Genomic DNA, 16,726 nt, shown 5'->3' on the forward strand with positions numbered 1-16,726 from the left:
GTCGGTCAAAAAGATGTTTCGTTAGAATAAGTCGAAGGTTGGCAACTACTCAACATGACTCTTCTCCTCGACTCTGCAATGACCGCGCGCATGGGCGCTGTACTGGAAAGCATCACCGATGGCTTTCTGGTGCTGGCGCCTGACTGGACGATTTCTTACCTGAATCCGCAAGGCGCCCAATTGCTGTCGGCGGACCGCGATGCGGCCGCGCTCACCGGCAAGACCCTGTGGGAAGCGCTGCCGGAACTGTGCGGCACCGTACTGGAAGCGCAATTCCACCGCGCGCTGGAACAGCAGCAGCCTGCCTGCTTTGAACTGTATTACCTGCCCCGCAAGCTGTGGCTCGACGTGCGCGCCTGGCCCTCATCGGCCGGGCTGGCCGCCAGCCTGCAAGACATCAGCAAGCGCAAAACCGAAGAACGCATGCTGCGGGAAAGCGCGAACCGCCTGCAGGTGGCGCTGGCGGCGGGCAAGATGGGCGACTGGGTGTGGGACGCCGCCACCTGCCAGGTGATCCTGGGCCGGCGCGCGGCCGAATTGTTTGGCTTGCCGGGCGAAAGCATGGTCAGCTGGGATGCGCTGGCCGGCCATTTGCTGGAAGAAGACCGCGCCCAGGCCACGGCAGCTTTCATGAATGCGTTTTCCGAGCGGGCCGACTTCAATATCGAATGCCGTATCGTGCGCAAGGATGGCGAACGGTGCTGGCTGTCCGTCGTCGGGCACGGCAATTACGGCGACGATGGCGCGCTGTTGGGCATGACGGGCATGGTGCAGAATATTTCCGACCGCAAAAGCGCGGAAAATGCGCTGCGCCAAAGCCAGGAAGAATTGCAGGCCATGGCCAATTCGATTCCGCAACTGGCGTGGATTGCCCGCTTTGACGGCGCCGTGGTCTGGTACAACGAGCGCTGGTATGAATATACGGGCTTGCCGCGCGGCCATGCACCGGCCGGCGGCTGGGATGAAGTCTATGACCCCGACTGCATGGCCGCGATCCGCCAGCACTGGCAACAGTCGCTGCGCACAGGCCAGCCGTTTGAAATGGAATTCCCCATCCGCGGCGCCGATGGCCAGTTCCGCTGGTTCCTGTCGCGCGCCAATCCCGTGCGCGACAGCACGGGCCGCATTACGCGCTGGTTCGGCACCAGCACGGACGTCGACCAGGTCAAACGCGTGCAGGAAGCGCTGCGCGAAGAAACCAATGTGCTGGAATTGCTGAACAATACAGGCAACGCCATCACGTCGCAGCGCGACTTGCGCTCGCTGCTGCAGGAAGTCACGGATGCGTGCACGCGCATCAGCGGCGCCCGGTTTGGCGCGTTCTTTTATAACACGACGGGCGCCGATGGCGACAAGCTGACCTTGTACACGCTGTCCGGCCTGCCGCGCGAGCGCTTTGCGCACTTCCCCCACCCGCGCGCCACGTCCATGTTTGGGCCGTCCATGCGGGGCGAAGGCGTGATCCGCATTGACGACGTGCTGCAAGATCCCCGCTATGGCCATAACGCGCCGTATGAAGGCGTGCCGCCCGGCCACCCGCCCGTGCGCAGCTACCTGGCCGTGCCTGTGATTTCCCGCAATGGCGACGTCATCGGCAGCCTGTTCTTTGGCCATCCGGAACCGGGCATGTTTGACGAACGCACGGAGCGCATTATCAATGGCATTGCGGCCCAGGCCGGCATCGCCATTGACAATGCCCGGCTGTATGAAGCCGCGCAAAAAGCTGCGGAAGAACGCAAGGTGCTGCTGGACAGCGAGCGCAGCGCCCGCGCGGAAGCGGAGCGCACGAGCCAGATGAAAGATGAATTCCTCGCCACGCTGTCGCATGAATTGCGCACGCCGCTGACCGCCATCCTGGGCTGGGCGCAAGTGTTGCGGCGCGGCAGCCGCGATGAAGCCGACTTGCATAAAGGCTTGCAAACCATCGAGCGCAATGCCCGCGCCCAGGCGCAATTGATTGAAGACTTGCTGGACATGAGCCGCATCACGTCCGGCAAGGTACTGCTGGACATGCAGCTGCTGTCGCCGCAAACCGTCATCGACGCCGCCATTGAAACCGTGCGCCCTGCTGCGGATGCGAAATCCATCACGATTACGCGCGACTACCACGCCACCGGCGTCGTCGCAGCGGACCCCAGCCGCCTGCAGCAAATCATCTGGAACTTGCTGTCGAACGCCATCAAATTCACGCCCAAAGGCGGCGCCGTCACGGTCCACGCGGGCGAAGCGGACGGCCACGTGGCCATCACCATCAGCGACACGGGCATCGGTATCCGCCCGGAATTCATCGCCCACGTGTTTGAACGGTTCCGCCAGGCTGACTCCACCACCACGCGCCGCCACGGCGGCCTGGGCCTGGGGCTGTCCATCGTCAAGCACCTGGTGGAACAGCATGGCGGCACGGTAGCCGCCAGCAGCGGCGGCGAAGGCCAGGGCGCCAGCTTTACCGTGAATTTGCCGCGCGCCAACGGCGCCCCCGGCTTGCGGCAAAACCGCGTCAGCGGCATGGGGCCCCTGCCCCCGGCCGCTGAACCGGAAGCCGGCCGGCGCGACTTGGCCGGCTTGCGGGTGCTGGTGGTGGATGACGAACCGGATGCACGCGACTTAATTAAACGCATACTTAATGATTGCAATGCGAAAGTGTCTACTGCCAACAACGCGCAGGAAGCGCTGGCACTGGTGGAAGCCACCCGGCCACAACTATTGGTTAGCGACCTCGGCATGCCGGACGTCGATGGGTTTGAATTGCTGGCCAAAGTACGGGCCTTGGGCGCGGCCCGGGGCGGCGACGTGCCGGCCATCGCGCTGACGGCGTTTGCCCGTTCCGAAGACCGCTTGAAAGCACTCGAATCCGGATTCCGCAACCACGTGTCGAAGCCGGTCGAGCCTGCGGAACTGATCAGCGCTATTGCTCATTGCTTATAAGTTTGATAAATTCCCATGAGAAACTTAGATTTCCACATGGAATATTGTGCACTCCTACTGCAAGACGGCATGCTGTCCTACAGGAAACTAGGAAAAGCTTTGCTAGACTAGGATTAGTGGATCCGCTCGACGCATCCAGGCAACTTGTGGTTGCGTGCGCCATGCTCTGGCATGGCAGAATACACTTTCAAAATAAGTAACTGTTTTAACGAGACTCATTATGCCCAGCCCGGACGAAATTCTGAACGCCAAGATTCTAGTGGTGGACGATTGCGCCGATAACATCGACCTCATGATCGAGATTCTGCGTGATGCCGGCTATATGAATGTCTCGTCGACGATGTTGCCGGAACAAGTGTGCGAGCTGCACCGCCAGCATTGCTATGACTTGATCTTGCTGGACTTGCAGATGCCGGAATTAAATGGCTTCCAGGTCATGAAGGGCTTGAAGGAAATTGAACAGGACGGCTACCTGCCGGTACTGGCGCTGACGGCGCAACCCAGTTTCAAGATCGCCGCGCTGGAAGCCGGCGCCCGCGATTTCATCAGCAAGCCGTTTGATTTGCTGGAAGTGCATAAGCGCATCCACAACATGCTGGAAGTGCGGCTGCTGTATAAAGAACTGGCCCAATACAGCAAGAAGCAGCAGGAACTGGCGCTGCACGACCCGCTGACGGGCTTGCCGAACCGCCGCCTGCTGGAAGACCGCATTGCCACCACGCTGCAGCACGCCGCGCGCCATAACCGCAAGGCCGCCGTCATGTATCTGGACCTCGATGGCTTCAAGCCCATCAACGATACGCATGGCCACGCGACCGGCGATGAAATCCTCAAGCAAGTGGCGCAGCGCCTCGTGAATTCGTCGCGCAAGGAAGATACCGTGGCCCGCGTGGGTGGCGATGAATTCGTCATTGTGCTGGCGGAAGTGGCGAATGTCGCCAGCGCCCAGGAACCGGCGTCGAAGCTGATTGAAGTGGTGTCGGAACCGTATAAGGTGGGCGAATTGACGCTGAACCTGTCGACCAGCATCGGCATCGCGCTGTTCCCAGACCATGCGCAAGACGTCAACCAGTTAATCCACATGGCCGACCTGGCGCTGTATGACGCCAAGCGCAGCGGCAAGAACCGCCACTGTGTTGCACAACTGCCGCTGGCGCCCGACGCGCTGGATGGGGCGACGCCGGCAGTGGGTGTCGGCGCGGCGCAGCAAGTAACGGTGTGACGTTTGGCGGGCTCTGCGAACCCGCCGTACGTTTAATGCGCCATTTCCTCTTCCTTCTGCACACCCTCTTCGGTCGACGCTTCCACCCGCGCCGCATGCTGGTGGTCGGTCGACGCATCGACTTTTTCCGGCGCCACTTCAATGCGCGTAATCCCCGCGTCGACGGAAATCGGATCGCTGGCCGGGAATGTCATTTCCACGGCTTCATCGAGCAGCACTTCCTTGGCGATTTCCGCCGGCCCCGGCTGCTCCTGGTCCGCCAGGATGGTAATTGCCTGCGCCCACTTGACGAATTCCAGCTGCGCAAAATCACGCACGGTCACCACATTGAACGCCTTGGCCAGCGCTTTCGCATCGTTGGCGCTCACGCCGCGCAAAGCGCTGACCGGCGCATCGGCCAGCTCACGAAAACATTTGTTGGCCCATTCTTTGTCTACGACAGTATCGATATTCATCACGCATGTCCTTTCTACGGTTAAGCAAATCCGGTTTCACTATGGCATGCGTGCACCCCGCACACTGTGCGCAGGCGTACACTTACCCGTGTTCTGTTAGAAGACACGCTTTTGACACTGTTTTATCAGGTTGTTATGATCTGACAATAGTTTGTCTTGGCGAAACAACGTCTCCATCCACTGCTCAACCGTGCCTAAAATAGACAAACCAAAAATCCTGGTGGTCAACGACGATGCCAACAGTTTGTTTGCATTGACCAGCTTGCTGGCACAGTGGTCGGATCAGGAATCTTTCGAAGTCATCGCCGCGCGTTCCGGCGAGGAAGGCTTGCGCCAAGTCTTGATGCACGACTTTGCTGTAATCTTGCTGGACGTAAATATGCCCGGCATGGATGGCTTTGAAACCGCGGAAGCCATCCACCAGCGGGCCAAGTCCGCCGACATCCCCATCATCTTTGTCACGGCCTTTGTGGCCGATGAACTGGACCGCCTGAAGGCGTACCAGCGCGGCGCCGTGGACTTCCTGTTCACGCCCATCATTCCGCAAATCCTGCACGCAAAAATTTCCGTGTTTGTGGCGCTGGCCATGAAAAACGAGGAGTTGAAAAAGCAGGCCCGCCAGCTGAGCCAGCGCACGACGGAATTGACGGCGACCAACAAGCGCTTGACGCGTGAAATGGAAGAGCGGCGGGTGGCCGAGCGGCAAAACCATGCGAAGGATGAATTCCTTGCCATGCTGGGCCATGAATTGCGCAATCCCCTGTCCGCCATCAGCAGCGCCGCGTCGCTGCTGGGCCTGCCTGGCGCGTCGGCGGAAAGCATGGGGCGCGCCAAGCAGATCATCCAGCGCCAAAGCCGCCACCTGGGCCGCATCGTCGATGATTTACTGGACTTGAGCCGCGCCATGTCTGGCAAAATCCTGCTGAACCTGGCCCCGCTGAACATGGCGGACCTGGTCACATCGTGCCTGAACACGTACCGCACCACCGGCCGCACGGGCGGGCACGCCGTGACACTGGACGTGGAACCTGGCTGGGTCAGCGGCGACACCACGCGGCTGGAACAAATTATCAGCAATTTGCTCGATAACGCACTGAAATATACGCCGCCTGGCGGCGCCATCCACATCAGTTGCGACTGCGACGACAAGGAAGTTTCCGTGTCGGTTGAAGACAGCGGCATGGGTATCGGCGCCGAACTGTTGCCAAAAGTGTTCGACGTCTTTGTCCAGGGCACCAGCACATTGGACCGCGCACAAGGCGGGCTCGGTATTGGCCTGGCGCTGGTACGGCGGCTGGTCGAATTGCACGGCGGCGCCATCAGCGCCCACAGCGATGGCGCCGGCGAAGGCAGCATATTTACATTCCGGTTGCCGCGTATTGCGCCGCCGGCAGAACAAAGGTCCCCAACGATGGAAAATACCGACACCGGCAAGCCGACCGTGCTGCTGATTGAAGATAACGATGACGGCCGTGAAATGATGGCCATGATGCTGTCGTGCTATGGCTTTGAAGTGCGCCACGCGGCCGATGGCTTGCAGGGCCTCGACGTGGCGGAACAGTTCCGCCCCGACCTGGCGCTGGTCGATATCGGCTTGCCCGGCATCGATGGCTATGAAGTGGCGCGCCGCCTGCGCGCCAATCCCGCCACGCACGACATGAAATTGATTGCACTGACGGGTTACGGCCTGGCGGAAGACCAGCGCCGCGTACTGGAGGCAGGATTCGACTTGCATCTGGTAAAACCCGTCGATATCGACAATTTAATGAAAGCCATTGCGTCCTGTGCCCCGGCTGCCGTTAAGACGTGATGGCAATGCAAGATTCCGCTAGCGAGTCCGTGCGACAACTTTCTTCAGGCACAGGTATGATCGCGCCATCCGCTACTGCAAATGAGCCTGCCATGCCTGCATCCTTCGCACCTGCCTCCGACGACGCGCTGCGCGCGGCTGAGTTGAATGAGTTGCTGGGCCACAGCTTCACATGCTGGGACAATGAACGCCGCCAATTGTCGCGCCAACTGCATGACAGCGTCGGCTCGTCGCTGACGGCGCTGACTATGCACCTGGGCTTGCTGATGCAAAAAATGCCGCAGGAACCCGCGCTGCAAGACCGCGCCACGCAAATGAAAAACCTGCTGCACACGGTGATTGAAACCAACCGCGCCATGCAGCACCGGCTGTGGAATGACAAGCTGGAATTCCTCGGCGTGCGCGTGGCGCTGGGCGAACTGGTTACGCAATTCGGCGAAGAACACAAGATCCCGGCGCGGGCCAGCCTGCCGGAAGACGAACCGCGCTGCCCGCGCAGCCACCATGTGGTGCTGTTGCGCACGCTGGAAGAAGGCTTGCGCAACATTGCTGCCCATGCACAGGCCAGTGAAGTCGATGTGATCGTGGACGATAACGACGACGCCATCATGCTGACTGTCAAAGACAATGGGGTCGGCCCGAACGGCCTGCCGTGCCACGGCAAGCACGGCTTGCGCGTGCTGCGGGAACGGGCGCATTACCTGGGCGGCACGCTGACCTTCGCGGCAGGGCCTGCAGGCGGCGCGGTACTTACGGTGACCTTGCCGAAGCCTGCGGCGTAGCCCGGCAGGCTTCAGTGCAGCTTGACGAGCGGCGTGGAACGCTTGATGAGGAACCGCGCCACCGCCAGCACGGCCGTGCGCACGGTGCCCAGCACCGCCTGGTGGTGCATCAAGTGCAAACTCGTGTACATGAGCCGCGCGACAAAGCCATCGACAAACCAGCTCAAGCCTTTGAGCGAGCCCATCAAACTACCCACCGACGACGTCTGCCCAAACGACACCAGCGACCCATAGTCGCGGTACACATACGGCAAGGTGGATACGGGCTTGCCGGCGGCTTCGCGCAAGAACCGGTCCGCCAGGTAATCAGCCTGCTGGTGCGCAGCCTGCGCGCGGGGCGGCACAGGTTTGCCGTCCGGTCCTTTGCAAAACGCGCAGTCGCCGAGGCCGAATATAGAAGGGAAGCCTTGCACCGACAGGTTGGGCGCCACATCGAGCTGCCCGCCTTTCACGGTCGGCAAGCCCAACGCCGCCAATAAATCCGGCGCCTTGATACCGGCAGCCCACACGACGATATCGGACGGATAACGCCCGCCCTCCTGCGTTGTCACGGCATCGGCAGCAATCGCCGTCACGCGGGTATGCGTCACGACTTGAATGGCCCGCTCGTTCAGCAGGCGCAATGCCGCGGCCGACACGCGCTCCGGCAACGGCGCCAGGATACGGGGTGCCCCTTCCAGCAGCGTAATGCGCACGTCGCGCATGGCTTCCAGGTGGCCCGTACCGTAGGCGGCATAGACACTGCTTGCTTCGCGCAATTCCGCAGCCAGTTCCACCCCGGTGGCGCCGCCGCCGATGATGACGATATCGACACCGTTGGAACCCGGCCCCGTGCTGCCGGGTGCAGGATCGGCCGCGGTGGCGGCCAAGTCCGGCGCGGCAGGCTGGCCTTTGCGCAGCGCCGCCTTGGTCAGCAATTTCAGCAGCGTCAATCGGAAGCGCTCCGCGTCTTCCGTGGCATTGAGGGAAATCGTGTGTTCCTTGGCGCCAGGGACGCCAAAGTAATTGGACGTGCTGCCGATCGCCAGCACCAGCGATTCAAACGTGATAGTACGTTCCGGCAGCACTTCTTCGCCATCGGCGGCAGTGATGGCGGCCACCGTCAATTGCTTCGCGTGGGGATCCAGCGCCGTCATCGCGCCATACGCAAACGTAAAGCCGTTGTCGTGGGCCAGCATCTGGTACGACAGCCCTTCCTGGTGGATATCCAGCGTACCGGCCGCCACTTCATGCAGCGACGGTTTCCAGATATGGTACAGGCGGCTGTCCACCAGCATCACTTGTTCCGGGCCTGACCGGCGGCCCAGCTTGCGGCCCAGTTTGCAGGCCAGCTCCAGTCCGCCGGCTCCGCCTCCTACGATGACGATTTTGCTGTGCAATGGCGCTCCTTAGTCGTCCTTGTGGTGTCCTTTACCGTGGTGCTTGCCTTCGTGCTTGCCGTGGCCATGGCCATGGCCATGGCCGTGATCGTCATCGCGGCCACGGTCGTAATCGCCGTGGTGGCCTTCGCGGTAGCGCGGTGCATATTCATTGACGTACCAGTCGTCGCGTACGAAATACACTTTGCGGCCACACGCGTTATACGCGGCGCAGTGTTTGGACCATTTCTTTTCATGGCCAGGCGGGACGCGCAGGTACAACGGCGCTTCCACGATACGCACCGGGCGCTGCACGATGACAGGTTCCGTGTAAATCACGGGCGGCGGCGCCATGTTGCCGATATCGATACGGCCATAGAAGCCGGGCTGGCCCACGCTGATGGATACGTTCTGTGCGCTGGCGGCTGCCGAGACTGCCAGCAGGCTGGCTGCGATCAGGATCTTGTTCATTTTGGATGGATGGTAAAGGGTTATGAATCAGCTACCCCGCCATTGTAATATTTCCAAAGATCAAGGTCTGTACGCCAGCGAACATATCCAACTAAAAGTTAGCGATCGGCAATACCATGCCGGTAAACAGCGCCCATTGGGGTGTCGCATGGTTCAATCCCCGCGCCACGCCCACGTCCAATGTCAGGCGCGGATGGGGGCTGTAGGCGGCCGCAGCCAGCAATTGCGCCGTGGACGCGACGCCGCTGCGGCGCGTCCCCGACCATTCGAGTGTCGCGCCCCACTTGTCGTTGACCGGCGCGGAAAAGGATGCCGACAGGCCGGTTTGCACGCGGCCTTCGCTGACACCCCGTGCGCCGATGCGGGTGGCGTTCAAGTTGGCGTCCATGTGCACGGAGCCGAAATCACGGCTGCAAATGGCATTCAAGCCATAGTCCGCCTTGCCGCTGCCGATCGCGCTCTTGGCCGTGGGCGCGCGCGCCATGACTTCCAGCCCATACGCTTCCCCTTCCCCGGCTGCCCACGCCCGTTTCAGCGTGAACGCTGTATCGCCAATGCCACTGTCGCGCGGCATGCCGGCGTCACGCTGCGACACATAGGCTTCGCCACTGACCACCACGCCCCATTCCGGGTTAAAGCCCAGCTTGAACGCATACGGCAAGCTGTCGCGGCGGGCGCCATGGTCGCGCACGGCCAGGCCGCCCAGTTCCAGCTCCAGCTGGCCCGGCGCGGGCAATTGGGCGGGGCTCGATACGGAAGGACGGTAAGGCGTCACAGGCGGCGCCTCATCGGCCAGGCACGTCAGCGGGGACAGCAGCGGCGTGGACAGCATCAGCAACATCGCGGCACGGCAAGAGCGCATACAACCTCCGTAGGGTCTTCAGGTCATCACAGCCTAGCACGGCCTGAAAACCCGTGCTAAACTAATAGTTAGATATCTAATGATTAGCACCTTAATATGTCACAGTCTAACGATGAACGCTTTGCCATTGCCTTGCACACGACGGCGCGCATGTGGCGCGTGGCGCTGGACCGGCGCCTCAAGGACCTGGGCATGGGCCAGGCCAGCTGGATGACGATTGCCACCGTGGCCAAGGGCGAACCGCTGTCGCAGACAGAATTGGCCAGCCGCATCGGCGTCGAAGACCCGACCATGGTGTCGATGATTGACCGCCTCGTGAAAGCCGGCTACCTGGTGCGCACGCCGTCCGATAAAGACCGCCGCGTCAAGCTGGTGTCGCTGACCGATGGCGGACGCGAGATTTATGCGCGCGTGAAAGCGGAAGCGGAAGGCTACCGCAACGAAATCCTCGGCGATGCGGATGCGGCAAAACTGGCCGAAGTGGCCGATTTCCTGGAAGCCGTGCAGCGCAAGATCGAAGCCCGGCTATGACGGCGCCGCCCATCAACCGCCGCATGATCACGCTGTCTATCATGCTGGCCACCGTGATCCAGGCGCTGGACGGCACCATTGCCAACGTGGCGCTGCCGCACATGCAGGGCAGTTTATCCGCGTCGCAAGACCAGATCACGTGGGTGCTGACGTCGTTTATCGTGGCGGCCGCCATTGCCACGCCCCTGACCGGCTGGCTGTGCGACCGCTTTGGCTTAAAGCGCGTGTTCCTGATGTCAGTGGCGGGTTTTACCATGGCGTCCGTGCTGTGCGGGCTGTCGATGTCGCTGGGGCAGATTGTCGGCGCCCGCCTGCTGCAGGGTATTTTTGGCGCGGCGCTGGTGCCGCTGTCGCAATCCGTGCTGCTCGACATCAATCCCCGCGAAAAACATGGTTCCGCCATGGCTGTATGGGGCATGGGCGTCATGATCGGCCCCATCCTCGGTCCCACGCTCGGCGGCTGGCTGACGGACAGCTATGACTGGCGCTGGGTGTTTTTCATTAACGTGCCGGTCGGCGCGCTGGCGTTTTATGGCATCTGGAAATACATCCGCCCGACCGAAGCGCCGCGCCGCATGCGTTTCGACGTATTCGGCTTTGCCACGCTGAGCCTGGCCATCGGCGCGCTGCAAATGCTGCTGGACCGCGGCGAACAGAACGACTGGTTCGCGTCAACAGAAACGTGGATCGAAGCGGTGGTGCTGGCGCTGTCGTTTTCATGGTTTGCCGCGCATACGGCGTTTTCGCCGGCCGGCACGACGTTCTTTAATTACCGCTTGCTGAGCAACGCGAATTACGTCAGCGGCCTGCTGTTTATTTTCATTGTCGGCATGGTGCTGTTCGCTACCCGCGCGCTGACGCCGACCTTGCTGCAGGGCTTGATGAATTATCCCGCCACCGTGGCCGGCCTGGTCACGGCGCCCAGCGGGCTGGGCACCATGGCGGCCATGCTGGTGGTGGGCAAACTGGTGGGCAAGTTCGACGTGCGCATGCTGCTGGCCACGGGCTTTGCCATCACGGCGTTATCGCTGTGGCAAATGAGCGGCTATACGCTGGTGCTGTCCACGCCGGACATTATCTGGCCCGGCGTCATCCAGGGCCTGGGACTGGGCCTCGTGTTCGTGCCGCTGTCCACCGCCACCTTTGCCACCCTGCCCGCCGAACTGCGCGCGGACGGCACGGCCATTTACAGCCTGATGCGCAATATCGGCAGCAGCGTCGGGATCGCGCTGGTGCAGACGCTGCTGGTGCGCAATACGCAAACCGTGCATGCGGCGCTGGTGGAACGGGCCGTGGTGACGGACGCCACGCCGGATGCGCTGAATTTACTGAACCTGGAAGTCACGCGCCAGGCATCGATGATTGCCTATGTCGATGACTTTTGGCTGATGACGATATTGACCTTGGCGGCGATTCCATTGCTGGTCCTGGTGCGCCAGCCGGCCAGGCAGGCCGCCGCCAAACCGGATGCCGCCGCCAGCCACGCGGCCATGGAGTAAGACTATGCTAGTAAAACGGTTAGCCTCAGCTTGCCTCGGCGCCATGACGGCGCTGGGCCTGGCCGGCTGTGTTGCCATCCCGGCTGACAAGACTGCGCCAGCCAAGAGCGCGCTGCACGGCGCGCCCGCCTCGCTGGCGGCCATCGGCGCGGCCGATATCCGGCTGGCCCGCGATGGCTGGCCTGACGCGAACTGGTGGCAGGCGTACGGCGATGCGCAGCTCGACGCGCTGGTTGCGCGCGCCCTGGCATCGAGCCCGTCGCTCGACGCGGCGGCAGCCCGCATTGCGCTGGCCCAGTCCGCGCAGGCGCATGCGGCAGCCGAAGGCGGCCTTGCGGCCGGCGTAACGGGCAGCGCCAACCGCCAGCGTTATTCCGGCACCGGCCTGTTCCCTGCCCCGATTGGCGGCAGCTGGTTCACGGAAGCGTCGGCCCGGATGGAAACCCGCTATGACGTTGACTGGTGGGGCAAGCACAAGGCGCAGGTGGCCGCTGCCGCAGGCGACGTGCAGGCACGCCGCGCGGAACTGGCGCAGGCGGAGCGGGCGCTGGCCGCGTCCATCGCGCAAAGCTATTTCCGTTTGCAGGGCGGCTGGGCGCACCGCGCCAACCTGGAACAGCGCATTGCCGCGCAGCGTGAAGTCATTGCCGACACGGTAAAGCGCGTTGCCCATGGCCTGGCCGTGGACGATGACGTGCGCCGCGCGCAAGCCGATTTGGCGCTGCTGAACCGCGACGCCGCCGCCACCGATGGCGCCAACGTGCGCGAACGCGAAGCCTTGCGCGCACTGGCGGGCGGCGCCGATGCGGCAGATTTGATGGCGTCGCTGGCGCCACGGGCATTGCCTGGATCCGGGCCCGCGCTGCCATCGCAACTGGGCATGGAATTGCTGGCGCGCCGCCCGGATTTGCAGGCCGCGCGCTGGCGCGTGGAGGCATCGCTGAGCCGCACCGATGCGGCCAGGGCAGCGTTTTACCCGGACATCAACCTGGCCGCCAGCATCGGCTTGAATTCGATTTCACTGGAACGGCTGCTGTCGCTGCCCAGCCGCACACTGTTTGCCGGCCCATCCATTTCCTTGCCGCTGTTCGACAGCAAGCTGCTGGCCGCGCAACTGGATACGGCGCGCCAGCAGCGCAACGGCTTGATCGCCGACTATAACGAAGCCGTCATCGATGCCGTGCGCGCTGTCGCGCAAGACGCCGCCACAATGCAGGCGCTGGAGGCGCAGGCGGACCAGCAGCAGGCGGTCATTGCCGCGCTGGCCGCGCAGCAAGCCGCCGTGCAGCGCCGTGTTGATGCGGGGCTGGCGGGCCGCCGCGCGGCGCTCGATGCGCAGCTGGCGCTGCTGGTGCAGCAAGACCAGCAACTGCAATTGCGGCATGCGCAGGCGCTGGGCCAGGTCGCGCTGATCCACTCGCTGGGCGGCGGCTACCAGTCCGTACCCGCCCCTGCCCTGACTACCAACCCGTGAGCACTACCATGACCACCGACTCCACCACTCCCGCCCATTCCAAGCGCCGCAAGCGCGCACTGGCCGCCATCACGGTGGCGTTCGCCGTGGCGGGCGCCGCCTATGGCGTGTACTACAGGACCACGCTGTCGCATTACCAGCAAACCGACAATGCGTATGTGGGCGGCAATCTCGTGACGCTGTCGTCGCAAGTAGCGGGCAACGTGGTGGAAATCGGCGCCGATGAAACCCAACTGGTAAAAGCAGGCGCCCCCGTCGTCAAACTGGACCCGGCCGATGCGGAAGTCGCGCTGCAGCAGGCGCAAGCCAGGCTGGGCGCCGCCGTGCGGCAGCAGCGCCAGCGCTATGCGGACGTCGCGCAATTCGACGCCGCCATCGCGCAGCGCAAGCTGGCGCTGGCCAATGCGCAGGAAGACCTGGCGCGGCGCGCTCCGCTGGCGGCCGACCATACGGTGTCCGGCGAGGATGTCGCCCATGCGCGGCAAGCCGTGGCCAATGCGAAAGCTGCCGTGGCCGTGGCGGAAAAGCAGGCGCTGGCTGCGCAAGCCGGCGTGTCCGGCGTGCCGCTGGCCGAGCACCCGGCCGTGCAGGCGGCGCGTGCGGAATACATCGCCGCGTGGCTGGCCGTACGGCGCAATGCCGTGGCGGCGCCCGTGTCCGGCTACGTGGCGCGCCGCAACGTACAAGTGGGCGCACGCGTGACGCCGGGCCAGCCGCTGATGGCCATCGTGCCGCTGGAGCAGTTGTGGGTCGATGCGAATTTCAAGGAATCCGAAGTGCGCGACATCCGCATCGGGCAGCCAGCCACCATCGAAGCGGATGTGTATGGCGGCAAGGTCGTGTATCACGGCAAAGTACTGGGCTTATCGGCGGGCACCGGCAGCGCGTTTTCCGTGCTGCCGGCGCAAAACGCCAGCGGCAACTGGATCAAGGTGGTGCAGCGCGTACCGGTGCGCATTGCGCTCGATCCGCAAGAACTGGCGGCGCATCCGCTGCGCATCGGCCTGTCAACCACGGTGACAGTGGATATCCACCATACGGATGGCGCCATGCTGGGCAGCGCGATGCCGCCTGCGCCGGTGTATCAGACCAAGGTGCTGGAGCAGCCGTTGCAGCAGGCGGGCGTGGCGGCGGATGGGGTGATTGCGCGGAATTTGTGATGCGTTCAATGCACCACACCCGCCTGCCCGACCTCTTGCTCCAGCAGCCTCACGGCTTCCTGCGACTGCGCAATGACTTTGCCCGCAATCCGCGCCCGCATTTGCAGCACCCTGCCCGCAGCCTCCGCTTCCAATAAAATCGGCGTCAACACTTGCCGCGCCGATTCGTGGAAGGCGACAGCCACCTGTTCCAGTTGCGCGGTATACGCGTTCTCGGCTTCCTTCAGCCGCTTGCGCAATTCTTCTTCAAACACGAGACGCTTGTCGCGGATTTCCGAACGCTTGCGCTTGCCGGCATCGGCAAACCATTTAAACGCGCCCGCCAGCAAGACGGCGCCGCCGACAAACGGCGCCACCGGCACCACCACCGGCATGATGACGGCCACGCCGAACACATAAGCAGCCGTTCCCGTGCCTGCCGCCGCCACGGCGCCGCCCATCAGCGTGATGTTGGCGGCAGTTTCCGCCTTGTTGGCCAGCCGTGTGCCGATACGCATGCGCGGCATCAGCTTGGCCAGCGCCGCATGGTGTTCGCGGTGGAACACGGTGTTTTGCGACAACCGCATGTCGGACTGGAACAAGCGCAAATCATGGTTCAGCAAGGTCAGCGCTTCTTCCTTGCGCCGCACGACGCGGTCCAGACGGCGCTCCATTTCCTGTCCAAACTGGTTGCGGGCAATGCTGTCCCACACTTCGCCATCTTTCCACTGGTCCGTATTCAAGCGGTCGGTGATGGCCAGCTCGATGGCGTTGCCCGCGTCATGCACGGCGTCGTCGATGTCTTGCCACAGCGTGCTGCGCTCATGGGCAATGCGGGCATCGACCAGCGCCAGCCGCTGCTGCACTTGCCGTTTCAATTCCAGCGCGGCCGACACCAGCGCTTCGGCCTGGGCCGCCAATGCGGCCTGTGGCGCCACGTGGTCTTCATAAGCCAGCACACCGGCCTGGATGGCTTGCGCCGCCTGCTGTGCCTGCACGCGCAATTGTTCGATGTCCAGCTTGCCCGCCTGGCAGCGGCGCGCGCTGCCGATCAATTCCATGTTGCCGGTCTGGCGGCCGAAATCCGCCACGGCATCGGCCACGGAACGGCCGCGCACCAGCTTGCGCGCCTGGTCGCCTATATTGGCCAGCAAGTTGCGGTCTTCTTCCAGCGGCATGTCCGTCACGTCGTCAGTGCGCAACTTGATGCTCAACGCTTTCGCGGCTTTGCCCGCCAGCGCCCGCGCCTTGCCGTTTTGCAGCGCAATCAGGGGCCGCAGCATGGCAAACGCGCCTTCGCGCGCCTGCTGGTCCACTCCCACCGCGCTGCGCGACAGCGCCTGCAAGGCCCACTCGACATTGACGCCGGATTCAATGGCATTGAGCACCAGCGCATTGAAGACGGCCGAGGCTTTCCCTTCGCCCGCCAAATCCGTCACGGCGGCAAATTGCGCCAGGTTGGGTGCGCCATCGGCCGCGGCAATCGCACCCACGGTACGGGCCAGCGCGGAACCAAAACTATGGTCGCTGGATAAATGTTCGTCCAGGCTGCGGACGTCGATCAAATGCTCGGGCTCCATGCTGTGCTCGTTGGGATGTTGTCGGAAACATTATAGTTCGCCGTCATCCCGCAGCAAGCACGCTACGATGCCGCCACTGTTATAGCTTTTATACGGGGGCGTCTGTCGACAGGAACAGGGTTTCCTTGATTTCTTCCATCACCACGTAACTTTTAGATTGCGCGGCGCCCGGCAATTGCAGCAGCATGTCGCCCAGCAATTTGCGGTATTCCGCCATTTCGTGGATGCGGGCCTTGATCAGGTAATCGAAATCGCCCGACACCAGGTGGCATTCCTGCACTTCGGGGATGCGCAGCACTTCGCGGCGGAATTGCTCGAACATGGAGGCCGACTTCGTGTTCAGCGTGATTTCCACGAACACCAGCAATGTCGCGCCCAATGCCGGCGCACTGATGCGCGCGTGGTAGCCGGTAATGACGCCATCGCGCTCCATACGCTTGACCCGTTCAATGACCGGCGTAATCGACAAGCCCACCTGTTCACTGAGGTCTTTCATGGAAATGCGGGCGTCTTCTTGCAGGATGCGCAGGATTTTGCGGTCCAGCTTGTCCAGCCCGCGCACGGATTCTTTTTGAGTTCGCATGATTTATTCCTGTTTCTCTACGAATATACAGTAAC

General features: G+C 62.7%; 14 protein-coding genes. 8 read left to right on the forward strand and 6 right to left on the reverse strand.

The features are described 5' to 3' along the window. Positions 1–54 precede the first annotated feature (54 nt). Complete coding sequence (locus GM668_RS17680; RefSeq protein WP_211923413.1) at positions 55–2,925, forward strand: hybrid sensor histidine kinase/response regulator; 2,871 nt, start codon at positions 55–57, stop codon at positions 2,923–2,925. Positions 2,926–3,145: 220 nt separating this feature from the next. After that, on the forward strand, positions 3,146–4,147 hold the full coding sequence (locus GM668_RS17685; protein ID WP_155440267.1) for a diguanylate cyclase domain-containing protein: 1,002 nt from the start codon (positions 3,146–3,148) through the stop codon (positions 4,145–4,147). A gap of 32 nt (positions 4,148–4,179) precedes the next feature. On the opposite strand, the gene GM668_RS17690 is transcribed toward GM668_RS17685, so the two are convergent. Further along, positions 4,180–4,602: a hypothetical protein gene (locus tag GM668_RS17690; RefSeq protein WP_155440268.1), complete on the reverse strand. Its 423-nt coding sequence runs from the start codon at positions 4,600–4,602 to the stop codon at positions 4,180–4,182. 190 nt (positions 4,603–4,792) lie between these two features. Between GM668_RS17690 and GM668_RS17695 the strand changes: the two genes are divergently transcribed. Then, positions 4,793–6,412, forward strand: a complete 1,620-nt coding sequence (locus GM668_RS17695; protein ID WP_170305686.1) for a response regulator — start codon at positions 4,793–4,795, stop codon at positions 6,410–6,412. Positions 6,413–6,504: 92 nt separating this feature from the next. Continuing rightward, positions 6,505–7,194, forward strand: a complete 690-nt coding sequence (locus GM668_RS17700; RefSeq protein WP_229499483.1) for a sensor histidine kinase — start codon at positions 6,505–6,507, stop codon at positions 7,192–7,194. An 11-nt stretch (positions 7,195–7,205) separates the two neighbouring features. Here GM668_RS17700 and GM668_RS17705 read toward each other — a convergent pair whose 3' ends face one another. The 3 genes from GM668_RS17705 to GM668_RS17715 all read right to left on the reverse strand — a co-directional run bounded on the left by GM668_RS17705 (position 7,206) and on the right by GM668_RS17715 (position 9,885). Further along, positions 7,206–8,573 (reverse strand): NAD(P)/FAD-dependent oxidoreductase, encoded by a 1,368-nt coding sequence (locus tag GM668_RS17705; protein WP_155440271.1) that lies wholly within the window; start codon positions 8,571–8,573, stop codon positions 7,206–7,208. 9 nt (positions 8,574–8,582) lie between these two features. Then, positions 8,583–9,023: a hypothetical protein gene (locus tag GM668_RS17710; RefSeq protein WP_155440272.1), complete on the reverse strand. Its 441-nt coding sequence runs from the start codon at positions 9,021–9,023 to the stop codon at positions 8,583–8,585. A 91-nt stretch (positions 9,024–9,114) separates the two neighbouring features. Further along, positions 9,115–9,885 (reverse strand): transporter, encoded by a 771-nt coding sequence (locus tag GM668_RS17715; RefSeq protein WP_155440273.1) that lies wholly within the window; start codon positions 9,883–9,885, stop codon positions 9,115–9,117. 96 nt (positions 9,886–9,981) lie between these two features. Between GM668_RS17715 and GM668_RS17720 the strand changes: the two genes are divergently transcribed. From GM668_RS17720 to GM668_RS17735, 4 genes are read left to right on the forward strand one after another with little or no spacing between them, the layout of a single operon-like run. Continuing rightward, a complete protein-coding gene (locus GM668_RS17720; protein WP_155440274.1) occupies positions 9,982–10,416 on the forward strand; it encodes a MarR family winged helix-turn-helix transcriptional regulator in 435 nt (144 codons plus the stop codon). Further along, positions 10,413–11,915, forward strand: a complete 1,503-nt coding sequence (locus GM668_RS17725) for an MDR family MFS transporter (protein WP_155440275.1) — start codon at positions 10,413–10,415, stop codon at positions 11,913–11,915. The genes GM668_RS17720 and GM668_RS17725 overlap by 4 nt, the downstream gene beginning before the upstream one ends. Positions 11,916–11,958: 43 nt before the next feature. Continuing rightward, complete coding sequence (locus GM668_RS17730; protein WP_229499485.1) at positions 11,959–13,389, forward strand: efflux transporter outer membrane subunit; 1,431 nt, start codon at positions 11,959–11,961, stop codon at positions 13,387–13,389. 8 nt (positions 13,390–13,397) lie between these two features. Beyond that, positions 13,398–14,549, forward strand: coding sequence for an HlyD family secretion protein (locus GM668_RS17735; RefSeq protein WP_155440277.1), 1,152 nt, complete (start codon positions 13,398–13,400; stop codon positions 14,547–14,549). A gap of 5 nt (positions 14,550–14,554) precedes the next feature. Here the strand turns inward: GM668_RS17735 and GM668_RS17740 are convergent, their stop codons facing one another. Together GM668_RS17740 and GM668_RS17745 are read right to left on the reverse strand one after the other, a co-directional pair. Then, positions 14,555–16,108, reverse strand: a complete 1,554-nt coding sequence (locus GM668_RS17740) for a hypothetical protein (RefSeq protein ID WP_155440278.1) — start codon at positions 16,106–16,108, stop codon at positions 14,555–14,557. A gap of 88 nt (positions 16,109–16,196) precedes the next feature. Further along, complete coding sequence (locus GM668_RS17745) at positions 16,197–16,691, reverse strand: Lrp/AsnC ligand binding domain-containing protein (protein ID WP_155440279.1); 495 nt, start codon at positions 16,689–16,691, stop codon at positions 16,197–16,199. Between the last annotated feature and the right edge of the window lie 35 nt (positions 16,692–16,726).

Source organism: Pseudoduganella ginsengisoli, from assembly GCF_009720865.1.
In the GTDB taxonomy this organism is placed as follows: Bacteria; Pseudomonadota; Gammaproteobacteria; order Burkholderiales; family Burkholderiaceae_D; genus Rugamonas; species Rugamonas ginsengisoli.